Genomic DNA, 14,234 nt, shown 5'->3' with positions numbered 1-14,234 from the left:
CCGTTCTGACGGGCATGTTTTTGGCTCTTTCAATGCTTCTGCCACCGGCAAACGCGGAGGAAGGTTTCTTCGAACGCGGCTGGACCTTGCAGCGCGACGCCTCCTCGCTCCGTTTTCAGTCGGTCAAGAACCTTACCAAGGTCGAATCGAGCGGCTTTGCTGAATTCGAGGGCGGGATCGATGAGGCAGGCAACGCTTCCATCCGCATCTTTCTCGATTCGGTCGACACAAAGATCGACCTCCGCAATGTCCGCATGCGGTTCCTGTTTTTCGAAACCTTCCAGTTTCCCGAAGCCCTCATCACCGCGAAGATCGACAAGGCGCTCCTGACGGACTTGCCGGTGCTCAAGCGCAAGATCATTCCGCTGACCTTCACAATGAACCTGCACGGGAATTCCAGGACCTACGACACCGAAGTCGCGGTTACGCTGATGAGCGACGATCTCGCGGCCGTGTCGACGACAGCTCCGATTTCCGTGCCGGCCGCCGACTTCGGCCTGGACGGCGGTGTCAAGAAGCTCGAGGAGGCGGCGAATGTCGTCATCGTGCCGTCGGCAACGGTCTCCTTCGACTTCGTCTTCGCCCGCAATGGCGACGGCAAGGAAACGGTTGCGGTAGCGGAAACCACCCCGCCTGCAACACAGCCTGCCGCGGCAAAAGCCCTGGAACCAGAGGGCGATTTCGACCTCGACGCCTGCAAGGGGCGGTTCGAGATCCTGTCACGGACGGACAACATCTATTTCCCGAGCGGCAGTGCGCGGCTGGATGCACGCAGCGAACCGCTTCTGAACAGTCTCGTCGATATCATCTCCCGCTGCCCGGGACTAAAGATCGAGGTCGGCGGCCATACAGACAGCGATGGCAGCGCGGGCGCGAACATGCGGCTGTCCGATCGCCGCGCGGCCGCCGTCACCCAATATCTCACATCAAAGAACATACCCGCAGAGCGGATCGTCAGCGTCGGATACGGGGAAACGCGCCCCGTCGCCTCCAATGACACGCCGGAAGGCAAGAGCCGCAACCGCCGAATAGAGTTCGTCGTTGTCGAATAAAACACTCATACGCTGCCTGTCAGCGGTCTTTGCCGCAGCCATGGTGCTGTTTGTTTCACTTGTGCCGGTTCCGGCGGCCGCCGAGCCGCGGCTTGCGCTGGTCGTGGGCAATGGAGCCTATGTCAACGTCGCTCGCCTCGACAATCCGGTGAATGACGCGACGCTGATGGCCCAGTCGCTGGAGCAGGTCGGGTTCGACGTGACGCTGATCACTGAGGCCACGCAAGATGAACTCATCCGGGCGATCTCGGAGTTCGGGCGAAAGCTCCGCACATCGGGTGCGGATACGACCGGCCTGTTTTACTATGCCGGTCACGGGGTTCAGTCCTTCGGAACCAATTTCCTGGTTCCCGTCGACATCGAATTGCACGATGCAGCCGACCTCAGCCTTGTCGGCGTGCCGGCACAGGCCGTGCTCCGCCAGATGTTCTCCGCGCGCAACAAGACGAATATCGTCATTCTGGATGCCTGCCGGAACAACCCCTTCGTCGCGATACCCGACATCAGCGACAACGGCCTTGCCGAAATGAAGGCGCCGAGGGGAACGTTTCTGGCCTATGCGACCGCGCCGGGCGAGGTGGCCTTGGACGGCACCGGATCGAACAGCCCCTTCTCCCAGGCAATTGCCAAGCACCTGGATACGCCTGGCCAGCCGATCGAAGCGCTGTTCAAGGATGTCCGAAACGACGTCCTGAAGCAGACCGACGGCCACCAGATCCCCTGGGATACATCTTCGCTCACAACCAATTTCCAGTTTGTGCAGGCAAAGGTGCCATCGCCCGCGGAAATCCAGATGCGTCAGCTCTGGGACTCCGTGCGCCTCAGCCGCGATCCCGTCCAGGTGTTGCTTTTCATGCGCGCGAATCCCGACAACATATATGCGGAAGAAGCACGTGCGCTGCTGGCCGAGCTCATGTCCAGCGAGTTGAAGCAGGGCGAGGAAGCCCCGCAGACCAAGGCGCCGCCTCCTGCGCCCGTTGTCGATCCCGCCAAGGCGGAGCGCGACCTGATAGAGGAAGCCCGCAAGACGGGAACCGCGGATGCCTACCAGACCTATCTGGAGGCTTATCCGGATGGCGCCTATTCCGAACTCGCACGCCTTGAGCTGCAGACGATCCTGAACAAGGAGCAGCGGACGGACCCGATCTCCGATCCACCTCCCGCAGTCGTGGAAAAGCCGGCCGAACCGAAGACGGATCTGCCGGCAACAGTTGCCTTCAACACGCCGCTCGGCGTCGGGGATCCGGAAATCGCGACACGGAGTATTGCCGAGCTTATTACCGGTTCACCGCGTTTCCCGCCCATCGAGGGCCTGCCGGAGGCCGTCTGGAAGGACAAGACCTGTTCCTCCTGCCATCATTGGGAGCAGTCGAACCTTTGTACGCAGGCCAAGACCTACCTCGCCGACAGCACGCGCGCGCTTGAAAAGCAGCACCCCCTGGGCGGCGCCTTCAAGGAAGCGCTCCGCATCTGGGCCCGTGACGGCTGCAACTGAGGCCTGACACCGCCACAAGGACCTGAACCGGCAAGCCGGACACAAATGTCCGGCTTGCCGGTTCAGCTCGTCGGGGCTGGTTCCGTGCACACTGTGCCGCTTACTTCAGGACATCCGTTGCCTTGTGATCAGCGTCGACACCGTCGATCAGAAACACCTCGCCCCTGGCCCGCGCCAGCCGTTTCGGCAGGACCTTCTGATAGGCAGGAGACCTGTACCAGGCTTCGGCCTGTTTGCGGTCCGGGAAGGCAATGACGATCAGGTCTCCCTTGAATGCGCCTTCAAGCATGTGTTTTTCGCCGCCATGGATGAGGTACCGCCCCTCATAGGGGGCAAGTGTCGCGTCAATCCCTTCCAGATAGGCCACGATTTCGGGTCCCATTTCAACTTCACGCAAGTGGCCGACTGCAAAACAGGTCATTGTTTTCTCCTTCATCGCGCTTGTCATTCGCCCGCAGGCACCTGGTTTGCCGAGGCCCGCCATTCGAGCCAGGAAAGCACCACGACGGCGGCGGCCTGGATCAGCAGAAATGCCCAGCCAAGCGTGTTGGGCGCGATGACCCCGGCAAACGGCAGCACCAGACTGGCCAGCACCCAGGCCAGATTGCCCAGTACCACCAGATTGACCGCCCACCCGGGAACCTGAGCGGCCCGGGCTGACAGCGCCATGAAGACGGCAACGGGAAAAAGCAGCAGCCCTGCCCAGAACAGCAGCGGTGCGCTGATCTGCGTCACACCGGCAATATCGCCCGAGACCAGCACAAGCAGTCCTCCCATGGCGGCACAGGTTGCGGCATCGACTCCCAGAAGCGAGCGGAGGGACAATTGCGTCGGTGAAAACATGGTCAGTTCCTTTCATGATCTGCCAGTCCGATCGGCTGGCTGTGCATGGATCATTGCGGCGATGTGTTCTGAAGTCGATTACGTCGCAGGTAATTGAAGCGAAGAAACCGGTGGGCTAGTGTCCGGCCATGACGGAGACACAGGAAACGGCCGGTCACATGTTGCGCCGGTGGCGACGGCACCGCCGGCTCAGCCAGCTCGATCTGGCGACCGAGACGGATATTTCACAACGGCATCTGAGTTTTCTGGAATCCGGGCGGTCCCGCCCCAGCCGTGACATGGTCATGCACCTGACGGAATTCCTGGATGTCCCGCTGCGCGAGCGAAACGCCATTCTGACAGCGGCGGGCTTTGCGCCGCATTACCCGCAACATGAACTCAAGGCGCCCGAATTATCGGCCGCCAACGCGGTGATCGAGCGGATCCTTCAGGGGCACCTGCCCCACCCCGCGCTCGCCGTGAACCGGCATTGGGAGCTGCTTGCGGCCAACAAAGCGGTCTTCGCGATGCTCGATGGCATCGCGCCTCACCTCCTTGAAGGCACCGTCAATGTCCTGCGGCTGAGCCTGCATCCGGAGGGGCTCGCTCCCCGCATTCTCAATCTGGCCGAATGGCGCACGCATATCCTGGCGCGGCTCGCTCACGAAATCGACCGGTCCGCCGACCCGGCACTCGCGGCCTTGCGGAACGAGCTTGAAGCCTTTCCGGTCGAGAATGGGACCGGCACCAGGTCTGCCGCCGATCCCGTCGACAACCGCATCGCCGTTCCGCTGCGGTTCAAGGGACCGTCCGGTCCCTTGAACTTCCTGAGCACGACAACGGTCTTCGGCACGGCGGTGGACGTGACCCTGTCCGAGATCGCCATCGAGGCGTTTTTCCCGGAAGACGAAGAAACGGCTCAGACAATGACCGCATTGGCGGCGCGGAAAGCCTGAGGCCGTCCGGTTTCATCGGCTTTTCGTTGGAAAACACAGCCTCCGGCCGCGCCAACCTGATCGGCATTTATTTGCTGAGTTCGGCGTAGTCCGCATAGCCCCGGTAAAGAGGCTTGAATCGCAGCTCCGCGCCGATGGACCGGGCAAGACCCTGCAATTCGTCCTCAAGATCCGCGCGCGGCGACACATGAAAGGACTTCAGCCATTCGAACAGAACGGACCTGAACCAGCCGGGAAGCCTGCCCTGCTGGCCGAAATCGACCACGTGGATCCGCCCGTCTTCGGCAAGCCGCGCGGCACCAGCGGCGAGCGCCTCCCGCCAAATGGGGATCATGGACAGCGTATAGGAATAAAACACGCGGTCGAAGGCCGGAACGCCGGTTCCTTCCGTTGCAGCCGGATTGGCGGCATCCCCTTCGATCAGGGTAATCCGTCCGGCCAGTCCGGCTTTGGCGATGTTCGCGGCGGCCGTCTCCAGCATTTGCCGGGATATGTCGAGACCGTAGAAACTCGCGTCCGGATACCGCCTGGCCGCGGCGATGAGATTCCGGCCCGTGCCGCAGCCGAGTTCCAGAACCACCCCGCCTCTCGGCGGCTCCAGCCTTTCGATCAGACAATCCCGGCCGAGCAGATAGTACTTGCGGGTGAGGTCGTAGACATGGCGCTGGCGGCGATAGACACTGTCCATCAGCCGGGCTGTGTCGGCGGTTCCACTCATGAGGCTGCCTGCATCAACCGTTGAAGACATAAAGATGGAAACCGCCGTAGATGGACGAGCGATCCTGACGGCCAAGCTCCAGGCTTTCCTCCTCCTCGTAGGTCCAGCGTTGCAGGACACGGTCCTCGACGCGTCCTGGCAGCAGGCTCGGTTCGGCGGCGGTCCGGAAGATCACCCGGGCGCCCGGACGCGCCGTCCGGGTGATTTCCGCCCAGAGCGCATTGAGCTGCTGGTCCGTCATCCAATCCTGCGCGTCCAGAAGCACATAGGCATCCAGCGTATCGTCGGCAACGCTCTGGAGATGCTCGGTGAAGTTTCGGTTGAGCACCCGGACCCGGCCGGCGCGCTGGCGGATTGCCTCAAAATGCTCGCGCTTCAGATAAGGCGGCAGCGGCCCGGACGGACCGGTTGAACTGCCGCTGGCCGCCGGCGCGTAGCCGCGGCCGAAGGCCTGCCAGGCGAAATAATTGTCCCGCATGGAAAAGTCGCAGGCGAGTTTCTCGAGGCGCTGGCGCAGTACCGCGGACATGTTGCCGTCGGCATTTGCGGAAACCAGCGCGTCGTATTGCGCCGGCGGAATGCCGAGCCCGTAGAGCGACATTTTCTTCGATGTCGCCCAGCGCACCAGACGCTTGTCGAACAGGGGCGCCAGCGCGGTATCGAAAAAGCTCCGCTGTTCCTCGAGCGATTTGGTCTTCACCATGTGCCCGGGATCAATGCCGTAAAGGCGTGCCACCAGGTGGCCGATGCCGATGAAATATCCGAGCAGGCCGTGATGATAGAGGTCACGCGAGAACAGGGTGATGCGTTTGCGGCCCCAGTTGGCAAGGTCCCGGCCTTCCCAGTAGGCAACCGTTTCGGCATCCAGATTGTCCTTCAGGAAACGCCGGTATGCGGCAACATTCGCCTTTTCGTCCGCTTCGCCGAAGAAGCGGTAGAAGGTTTCGTAGTTCGGGAAATGCCGGGCGGCAGCAAGTTTCAGGCGGCCCAACGCCACATGGGCCCGGTTGAGGTCCACCGCCGTGATCTCCGCCGGGCTCGCGGTCAGATAGGACATCACATTGCATCCGCCCGAAGCGATGGTGATCATCCGGCTGTCCGGCGTGAGCCTGAGGGCTTTCATGTCCACATCCGGATCTTCCCAGATCTGCGGATAGACCAGCCCCTTGAAGACGAAGGTGAAAAGGCGCTCCAGAATACCGTCGCGGGACGTGGCATCTGAGCGATGCACCGCTTTGCTGAGCCGTTTCTTCGAAGCCGTAAGCGTGCCCTGCGCCATTTTTCTCTCCCGAGTCACCGCACAAATAAGCTGCCCTCCGATACGTCAGAGTGACGACAGTTTGGTGACGACCGGGAAGATTTGTTCCGTCAACCGAACAACAAAAAGCCCCCGCCGGAGCGGGGGCTGATCTCAATCGGTTTGGCTCCGGGGCCGGATGCTGGGGTCAGCGCGTGACCACCACGAAGTCCGTGCCAAGGCCCGTATTGCGCTTGAAGCTTCTGTCCGTGATCGTCAGCGAAGTGCCAGGCGTCAGCATTCTGGACAGGTCCTCGGCGACCTCTTCCGGAATATCGATACGGTCCAGAACGTCCATCGGTTTTGCACCGCGTGCGCCTTCCGCATTGACTGCAATCCAATTCACCGAGCCGTCACCCTGCTCGAAGTCGAGGGCAGTGAACACGTGGGTGCCGATTTCCGTTTCGATGTCCCTGATCGAGACAGGAGCCTCATAGATGTCATGGAACTTGCGGCGGACACGCAGCATGGCGTTGCGCGGCTTCACATAACCGGCATCCGCACGGATGCGGGCTTCAAGGGCATCGGTCAGCTTGCCGGTCACCGGCAGGTCGGCACCTTCCTGATAAAGGCTGATCGCGGCGCGTGTCTTGCGGCCCATGACGCCATCGGCGGGGCCGGCATTAAAGCCCATCTGGTTGAGAAGTTTCTGCAGGACCTCGACCCGTCCCGGCTGCTTCTGCGGCGTGATGATCATACGCAGCGGCCGGTCGAAATACGGGTTCTCCGGCAGAACCACCGACATCGGCGTTTCCACTGAGGCTTCCCGGATGGCGCCGCGCAGCGCAGGGTCGGCGGCAATATTGTCACCGGACAGGCTGGCGACTTCCGTTTCCGGAACAAAGGGTTGCGGCAGCACGTCGTGGCGGATGCTCAACGGTTCTGCAGCCTCGCGGGTCACGACCACATGCGCGCCTCGTTGCGTAATCCCGAAGAGCGACTTGGCGAAGGAGCGCGGCAGACGGATGCAGCCGTGCGATGCCGGGTATCCCGGAAGCCTGCCCTGATGCAGCGCAATGCCCGACCAGGTAAGCCGCTGCATGAACGGCATCGGCGCATCGTCGTAGAGGTTGGAAAAATGCTTGCGGCGCTTTTCAAGGATCGAAAACACGCCTGTCGGCGTGCTGTATCCACTTTTGCCGGAAGAGATCGGTGACGTTTCGACGAGATCCAGACCGCGATATACCTTGATGGTCTGTTCGTTCAACGACACCAGCATGTGAAGCGGTTGCTCGACTGCCGGTTCTTCGGCATGCGGCGCGCCGTCACGCGCGAGCGCACCGGAAAAGGCGGTAGCGGAAAAAATCGCGGCACCGGCAAGGCTCAGAAGCGCACTTGCCCGCTTATTCCTGTTGTGAAATCCAAATGACAACATCCCGGAGCTCCCCAACGCAAAACACTAAAGCTCGATACAAACTTTATTCGAGACTTCTATAGATGGGGTTAGGAAACACGGTTACTTATTGGTTTCCCTTCCCCTTATCCCATTCCTTCGCACAAATGCCGGGCCGAAGCTGTTATTCACATCACAAAACCGCCGGAAAAATCCGGCTCTGCAAGTGCCCGGCCCGGAAGCGGCGAGGATTTCCCGGGAATCTATGTCAGGCTTTCAATCCGTCCAGAAAGACAACAGCCTCGCCACGGGAGGCATCGGTCAATTCGCCTTCCCACATCACCCGGCGACCGCGCACCAGTGTGCCGACCGGCCAGCCTGTAACCTCCTTGCCGTCATAGGGCGTCCAGCCGCATTTGGAGGCGATCCACTCGTTGCGGATCGTTTCCTTGCGCTTGAGGTCGACGACGGTGAAGTCGGCATCGTAACCGACCGCGATCCGGCCTTTGCGCGCGGTCTGGAAAAGGCGTGCCGGTCCGGCGCTGGTCATGTCGACAAAACGGGCAAGGCTCAGCCGCCCGGCGTTGACATGGTCCAGCATGATCGGGACGAGCGTCTGCACGCCGGTCATGCCCGACGGCGAGGACGGATAGGGCTTCTGCTTTTCCTCCAGAAGATGCGGCGCATGGTCGGACCCGAAAATGTCCAGAATGCCCTGGCTCAATCCCCACCACAGCCGCTCCGAATGGCGCGGCGCACGCACCGGCGGGTTCATTTGCACCAGCGTTCCAAGGCGATGGTAAGCCTCGTCCGTCAGTGTCAGGTGATGCGGTGTCACCTCGATCGAGGCGACATCCTTGTGGTCGATCAGGAAGTCGACCTCCTCCGCCGTCGACAGGTGCAGGATATGGATCTTGGCGCCGGTTTCCCGGGCGATCGCCACCAGCCGCTGCGTGCATTGCAGGGCGGCGATCTCGTCGCGCCAGACCGGATGGGAACTCGGATCTCCTTCAACCTGTTCGCCCTTGCGCTCGCGCAGGCGGAACTCGTCCTCGGAATGAAAGGCCGCCCGGCGGCGGGTGGTGGAAAGGATTTCCCTGACGCCCTGATCGTCCTCCACAAGGAGGTCTCCGGTCGAGGAGCCCATGAACACCTTGATCCCGGCAGCGCCCGGCAGGCGCTCGAGGTCCGGAATGTCCTTCACGTTGTCCCGCGTTCCGCCAACCCAGAAGGCGAAGTCGCAATGCATGCGGTGATGCCCCCGGCTGACCTTGTCGGCAAGTGCTGCTTCAGAGGTCGTCAGCGGATTGGTGTTCGGCATTTCGAAGACCGCGGTCACCCCACCCATCACGGCGGCCCGGGATCCCGATTCCAGGTCTTCCTTGTGATCGAGCCCCGGCTCGCGGAAGTGGACCTGCGTGTCCATGACCCCGGGCAGCACATGCAGTCCGGAACAGTCGATCACCTCGCCCGCCTGTGACGCGTCGAAAGAGCCGATGCCGGCAATGCGTCCGTTTCTGACGGCGACATCGCGCATCCCCTCGCCGTCCTGATTGACAACGGTTCCGCCTTTCAGGATCAGGTCATAGGTCTCGCTCATGTGGCTCCTCCGGCAATGGCATCGGGTGGTGACATTCAGGTTTATCCGGGCTTATACGCGCCTCCCGCGTAAAGAACCAGACGCGGTTTCCCCTTTCCCCGCCTTGCCCGCTTGAAGCAAAGCGCCTATGTGGCACTGGAGGAAAGCTGTTTCCCAACTTCTCTTGCTAGGAGCGCCCGTGCCGTCGCCATTCTTCTCTCATCTGACCGACCGTGCCCTGATCCGGGTTGCCGGTGCCGATGCGCATCACTTCCTGCAGAACCTTGTGACGGCCGATATGGAGACGATCGATCAGACCGGAGCCGGCGCGGCCGCCCTCCTGACGCCGCAGGGCAAGATCCAGTTCGATTTTCTGATTTACAAGACCGGTGACGGTTATCTGATTGACGCGGCAAGAACCGTGGCGGCAGATCTCCTGAAACGCCTCACCTTCTACCGGCTGCGCGCCAAGGTGGAACTGGAGCTCATGCCGGAAGACACCGGCGTCTTCGCCGCCTGGAACGCGCCGGACATCGACAACACCCTCGTGACCGTCGCAGATCCGCGCCTGCCGGAACTCGGCCGCCGCATCGTCGCTCCCGCTCTTCCGATCCTGCAGAGCGAGAAAGCGGAAATCGCCTCCCCTGCGACTTACGAGGCCCACCGTATCCGCCTTGGCGTGCCGGAAGGCCTGAAGGACTACGACTATTCCAGTATCTTTCCGCATGACGCGGATCTGGACCAGCTCGGCGGCGTTTCCTTCACCAAGGGCTGTTATGTCGGCCAGGAAGTGGTCTCGCGCATGCAGCACCGCAGCAGTGCCCGCAAGCGTTTCGTCCAGGTGACCAGCGCAGAGGCCTTGCCGGCACGCGGTACCGATATCACGGCCGATGGCAAAAGCATCGGCACGTTGGGGTCTTCCACTGCCAGCGGTGACGGTGTCATCGGTCTTGCACTTGTCCGTCTTGACAAGGTCGCCCATGCCAAGGACAACGGCATCCCTCTTCAATGCGGTGACTCGCTGGTCAGCGTCAGACTTCCCGAATGGGCGGAATTCACCTGGCCGGAACCGAGTGCCGCAAACTGAAACTCGCGTTTTAAAGCGGAACGACCGATGTCCCCTGCCCGCTCTGATCAGCCACCGCGCGCCTGGCAGCGCATGTTGTCCGGGAGACGCCTCAACCTGCTGGACCCCTCGCCGCTGGACGTTGAGATTTCGGACATCGCCCATGGCCTTGCCCGTGTGGCGCGCTGGAACGGGCAGACCATCGGGAACCATGCGTTTTCCGTCGCCGAACATTCGCTGATCGTGGAAGAAATCGCCCTGCAGCTGAAACCGGACTTGGCCCCGCACTGGCGCCTGGCGGTGCTCCTGCATGATGCCCCCGAATATGTGATCGGAGACATGATCTCCCCGTTCAAGGCCGTGATCGGCGAAGCCTACAAGGGCGTCGAGGCCCGCTTGCAGGGCGCGATCCATCTGCGCTTCGGCCTGCCGGCGGAAATTCCGCAGACGGTGAAGAAACTGGCCAAACGCGCGGACATCATCTGTGCCTATTTCGAAGCGGTCGAACTGGCCGGTTTTGACGAGGAAGAAGCCGGCAGGATCTTCGGACGGCCGCGCAACTTCCCCCTGAACAGCGACGGCAAGCTGCGCTACGGCCTGGAACCTCTTCCCGTCGCGAAGGCGCAGGAGAAGTTCATGGCGCGCTTTGACGAAATCGAGGCTCTGCGCGAAGCGGCGAACAAGCCGAAGTCCCGGCATGCGAACGGGTAACACACAGTTCTTTGCACGAAGGGCATTTTCTTGGAATAGCCTCTCGCCCTAACCGGCGAATACACCTAATTTATGGGAATAACGAACAAACCGGTTTTTCCATGCTGCATGTGTGCTCCCTGTCGAAATTGCCTGAAACAATCGCCGAAACCGGCGCGAAATCCCTTGTCACGCTGATCAATGCGGAGATGGCGGTGCCGACACCTGAAGGAATTCGTCCGGACAGGCACCTGTTTCTAGCCTTCAACGATATCGCCCAGCCGGTCGACGGGCTGGTTCCGCCCAGCGAGCGGCACGTCGAGGATTTCCTTGCCTTCGTCCGGGCCTGGGACCGGCAGGCGCCTCTGGTCATTCATTGCTGGGCCGGTATCAGCCGCTCGACGGCCGGCGCCTATGTCGCCGCCTGCGCCCTGAGGCCCGAGGCCGACGAATACCGGCTGGCGGCTTTGCTGCGGGAAAAGTCGCCCTCGGCGACCCCCAACACCCGCATCGTTGCCATGGGCGACAAGTTGCTCGGCCGCGAGGGCCGCATGATCGACGCGATCCGCGGCATCGGCCGCGGTGCGAATGCATTCGAAGGCTCACCCTTCGTGATGCCGATTGACTGAGCGCCAGGACGACACACGGGAGAGATCATGCCGCATCGGCAAGCGAGTATCGAGATTGGCCTGAACGCCGTCATTGTTTCGGTAAGCGGCGGCATTCCACAGGTTGTCCAGGTCAGGGATACCGACAACGTCTTTCCCGACAGCCTGCCCTTCGGCCCTTTCGATCCGATCCACCACAGGACCTTCGAAATCGGCCTGAGATCCTGGGTGGAAAACCAGACCGCCCTGAATCTCGGATATGTGGAACAGCTCTACACCTTCGGCGACCGTGGCCGTCACCGGGTGTCCGGCGACGAAGGCCCGCATGTTGTCTCCGTAGGCTATCTGGCCCTGACCCGCCAGACCGCCGATTCAGACGACACACTGGCCAAGCACAATTCCGCCTGGCGGTCGTGGTACGACTATTTTCCATGGGAGGACTGGCGCACGGGACGGCCGACGGTTCTGGATCAGGAAATCCTGCCCGCGCTCAATGCCTGGGCCGAGAATCCGCCGACCGAGGGGGAAATTCCCAAGCCGCTCAGCCGCATCGAACGTATCTGCCTTGCCTTCGGCACCGGAACAACAAGCTGGGACGAAGAACGGGCGCTGGAGCGCTATGAACTGCTTTACGAGGCCGGCCTGCTTCTGGAAGCGCAACGGGATGGCCGCCCTGCGGCGCTGGCGCGTGCCTCCCTGCCCTTTCTTGGGGCCCCCATGCGCTTCGACCACCGCCGCGTTCTGGCAACGGCCATCTCGCGGCTGCGCGGCAAGCTGAAATACCGGCCCGTCATCTTCGAGCTGATGCCGGAGACCTTCACGCTGACCGAACTGCAGACCTCGGTCGAAGCCATTTCGGGACGGCATCTTCACAAGCAGAATTTCCGCCGCCTGGTGGAAAATGCCGATCTGGTGGAGCCGACCGGTGCCACTTCGACTGCGACAGGCGGCCGCCCGGCGGCCCTCTTCCGCTTCCGCCACCAGCTCTTGAGCGAACGGCCGGCACCGGGATTGCGAGTCGGCGGGCGATAGGTTCACAAGCTGCAAACCGGGAAATATCCGGCTGTTTACTGGTCAGTTATACTTAGAGCAATTAACCATAACCGCGCCTCCGACGCGAAAACTTCCACGAATTTCTGCGATTTCCCGGCTTATTAACGCTCTTTCAAGGTTAAGCAGACATCTTCAATTCTAGCGCTGCGGTTTACCCGGTCTTTGCGCTGATCGTCCGGCGTGTTGAGGACGATGTGGTTCGAGTTGGAGCTGGCTGCGTATGTTTGGCCTAATGTCCCGCAACAAAAAGCGGTTTTCTGCTACTGTGACACGTGACAACACCCCGGTCCGGGCGCGTCTGCGCCGGCTCAAACATGTCCTCCTCGCCTGCCCGCTGGTCTATCTCGGCCTGGGTGGAACGATCGGCCCGCAAGATATTTTCGCGCTGATCAATGCAAGGACCAACGAAACGCCCCGCTGGATGATGGCGCTTGAACCGGCCAACTTTACGTCCCGGATCACGCCGACGCTGTCGCTCGGCTCCACGCCGGTCCCGGACCCCCACAGCGGACCGGTGCTGACACTGACTTCGGCTGATAAAGGCTTCGAGGCCAGACCGCTGGTCGGCCTTGAAGATGTCGTTAAAAGCATCCGTCCGACCGAACTTCCCGACACGATCGTCACCAACAAGGCCACCAAGGGAAACCGCCTGATCACCATGGCGCCCGATAGGCAGTTGGTGGATAAGTCGTCCGGCAACCTCTACGCCATGTCCAGCCTGATCTCCACGAGCAAGAAGCACGAGGACCTGCCCCGTGTCGCTTTCGTGAAACCCGAACCAATCGGCTCCAGGGAAACCGATGCAATCCTTGCCCAGGCAGACAAGGACGGACATCCGCTGGAAGGCCCGCTGGACCTGCAGAAGCTGATGATGGCCCGCAACGCCGCGGCCGCCAGCTTCTCCCTCGTTTCCGCATACGCTCCCGAAAGCGTCAAGGAAACCAAGGAACCTTTCGACGCCCTCTTCGGGGCAGCGAAATACGAACAGGACATGCCGCCGCCGGAAGATCCCAACAATCCGCATTGGTGGGCCCAGAAACCGTTGCCGCTCTCCGTCGGCACCAAGAAGGAGCAGCGCTGCCTGGCCGAGGCCATCTATTTCGAGGCGCGTGGCGAAAACGACGAAGGCCAGATCGCGGTCGCACAGGTCGTTCTCAACCGGGTCAAGAACCCGTCCTACCCGAATTCCATCTGTGGTGTGGTTTACCAGAACCGCCACAAACGCAACCGTTGCCAGTTCTCTTTCGCCTGTGACGGTATCAAGGACCGCATTTCCAGTCCTGGCGCCTGGGCAAAGGCACAACGCCTTGCTTTGGAAGTCCTGGACGGCAAGCAGTACCTGAAGTTGGTTGATGCTTCGACGCACTACCACGCGACTTACGTTAATCCCCGGTGGGCCAAGTCCATGGCAAAACGGGGCCAGATTGGCGAACACATCTTCTACAAGACCTACGCCGGCGGCTGGAACTGAATGGGCATGGGCAAAGGCCAACCGGTTTCCTTTGCCTTCCGGAATCGGTAAGAGTACGGAACGGTTCGTTCAGGGTTCGCCCTGGAACCGCATG

14 protein-coding genes are annotated in these 14,234 nt (G+C 61.5%); 8 read left to right on the top strand and 6 right to left on the bottom strand.

Features of this window, described 5'->3' with window-relative positions:
• Window positions 1–14 precede the first annotated feature (14 nt).
• Both ACQY7U_RS10990 and ACQY7U_RS10985 read left to right on the top strand, forming a co-directional pair.
• Window positions 15–1,052 (top strand): OmpA family protein, encoded by a 1,038-nt coding sequence (locus ACQY7U_RS10990; protein ID WP_428644393.1) that lies wholly within the window; start codon window positions 15–17, stop codon window positions 1,050–1,052.
• Window positions 1,042–2,547, top strand: coding sequence for a caspase family protein (locus tag ACQY7U_RS10985; RefSeq protein WP_428644392.1), 1,506 nt, complete (start codon window positions 1,042–1,044; stop codon window positions 2,545–2,547). Before ACQY7U_RS10990 ends, ACQY7U_RS10985 begins: the two co-directional genes overlap by 11 nt.
• Before the next feature lie 100 nt (window positions 2,548–2,647).
• Here ACQY7U_RS10985 and ACQY7U_RS10980 read toward each other — a convergent pair whose 3' ends face one another.
• Together ACQY7U_RS10980 and ACQY7U_RS10975 are read right to left on the bottom strand one after the other, a co-directional pair.
• The gene (locus ACQY7U_RS10980; protein WP_428644390.1) at window positions 2,648–2,968 is read right to left on the bottom strand and encodes a DUF1330 domain-containing protein; all 321 of its coding nucleotides are present in this window, start codon (window positions 2,966–2,968) and stop codon (window positions 2,648–2,650) included.
• Between the two features lie 23 nt (window positions 2,969–2,991).
• The gene (locus ACQY7U_RS10975) at window positions 2,992–3,390 is read right to left on the bottom strand and encodes a hypothetical protein (protein ID WP_428644388.1); all 399 of its coding nucleotides are present in this window, start codon (window positions 3,388–3,390) and stop codon (window positions 2,992–2,994) included.
• Window positions 3,391–3,518: 128 nt separating this feature from the next.
• Here ACQY7U_RS10975 and ACQY7U_RS10970 point away from each other — a divergent pair, with 128 nt between their 5' ends.
• A complete protein-coding gene (locus tag ACQY7U_RS10970) occupies window positions 3,519–4,325 on the top strand; it encodes a helix-turn-helix domain-containing protein (protein ID WP_428644386.1) in 807 nt (268 codons plus the stop codon).
• 67 nt (window positions 4,326–4,392) lie between these two features.
• On the opposite strand, the gene ACQY7U_RS10965 is transcribed toward ACQY7U_RS10970, so the two are convergent.
• The 4 genes from ACQY7U_RS10965 to ACQY7U_RS10950 form a co-directional block, all read right to left on the bottom strand.
• Window positions 4,393–5,043, bottom strand: a complete 651-nt coding sequence (locus ACQY7U_RS10965) for a class I SAM-dependent methyltransferase (RefSeq protein ID WP_428644384.1) — start codon at window positions 5,041–5,043, stop codon at window positions 4,393–4,395.
• A gap of 13 nt (window positions 5,044–5,056) precedes the next feature.
• Window positions 5,057–6,322 (bottom strand): DUF3419 family protein, encoded by a 1,266-nt coding sequence (locus tag ACQY7U_RS10960; protein ID WP_428644383.1) that lies wholly within the window; start codon window positions 6,320–6,322, stop codon window positions 5,057–5,059.
• 166 nt (window positions 6,323–6,488) lie between these two features.
• On the bottom strand, window positions 6,489–7,715 hold the full coding sequence (locus tag ACQY7U_RS10955; RefSeq protein WP_428644381.1) for a L,D-transpeptidase family protein: 1,227 nt from the start codon (window positions 7,713–7,715) through the stop codon (window positions 6,489–6,491).
• 226 nt (window positions 7,716–7,941) lie between these two features.
• Window positions 7,942–9,273 (bottom strand): dihydroorotase, encoded by a 1,332-nt coding sequence (locus ACQY7U_RS10950; RefSeq protein WP_428644379.1) that lies wholly within the window; start codon window positions 9,271–9,273, stop codon window positions 7,942–7,944.
• Between the two features lie 178 nt (window positions 9,274–9,451).
• Here ACQY7U_RS10950 and ACQY7U_RS10945 point away from each other — a divergent pair, with 178 nt between their 5' ends.
• The 5 genes from ACQY7U_RS10945 (at window position 9,452) to ACQY7U_RS10925 (ending at window position 14,140) form a co-directional block, all read left to right on the top strand.
• Window positions 9,452–10,339, top strand: a complete 888-nt coding sequence (locus ACQY7U_RS10945) for a YgfZ/GcvT domain-containing protein (RefSeq protein WP_428644377.1) — start codon at window positions 9,452–9,454, stop codon at window positions 10,337–10,339.
• 27 nt (window positions 10,340–10,366) lie between these two features.
• Window positions 10,367–11,029 (top strand): YfbR-like 5'-deoxynucleotidase, encoded by a 663-nt coding sequence (locus tag ACQY7U_RS10940; RefSeq protein ID WP_428644376.1) that lies wholly within the window; start codon window positions 10,367–10,369, stop codon window positions 11,027–11,029.
• 101 nt (window positions 11,030–11,130) lie between these two features.
• The gene (locus ACQY7U_RS10935; protein ID WP_428644374.1) at window positions 11,131–11,637 is read left to right on the top strand and encodes a tyrosine phosphatase family protein; all 507 of its coding nucleotides are present in this window, start codon (window positions 11,131–11,133) and stop codon (window positions 11,635–11,637) included.
• Window positions 11,638–11,664: 27 nt separating this feature from the next.
• Entirely contained in the window at window positions 11,665–12,648 is a 984-nt protein-coding gene (locus tag ACQY7U_RS10930) for an NUDIX hydrolase (protein ID WP_428644372.1), read from the top strand.
• 286 nt (window positions 12,649–12,934) lie between these two features.
• A complete protein-coding gene (locus ACQY7U_RS10925; RefSeq protein WP_428644370.1) occupies window positions 12,935–14,140 on the top strand; it encodes a cell wall hydrolase in 1,206 nt (401 codons plus the stop codon).
• Window positions 14,141–14,234: the final 94 nt, after the last annotated feature.

The sequence above is a fragment of the Roseibium sp. genome (assembly GCF_050301095.1).
Lineage (GTDB): Bacteria > Pseudomonadota > Alphaproteobacteria > Rhizobiales > Stappiaceae > Roseibium.
This window is presented reverse-complemented; position numbering and strand designations above follow the sequence as displayed.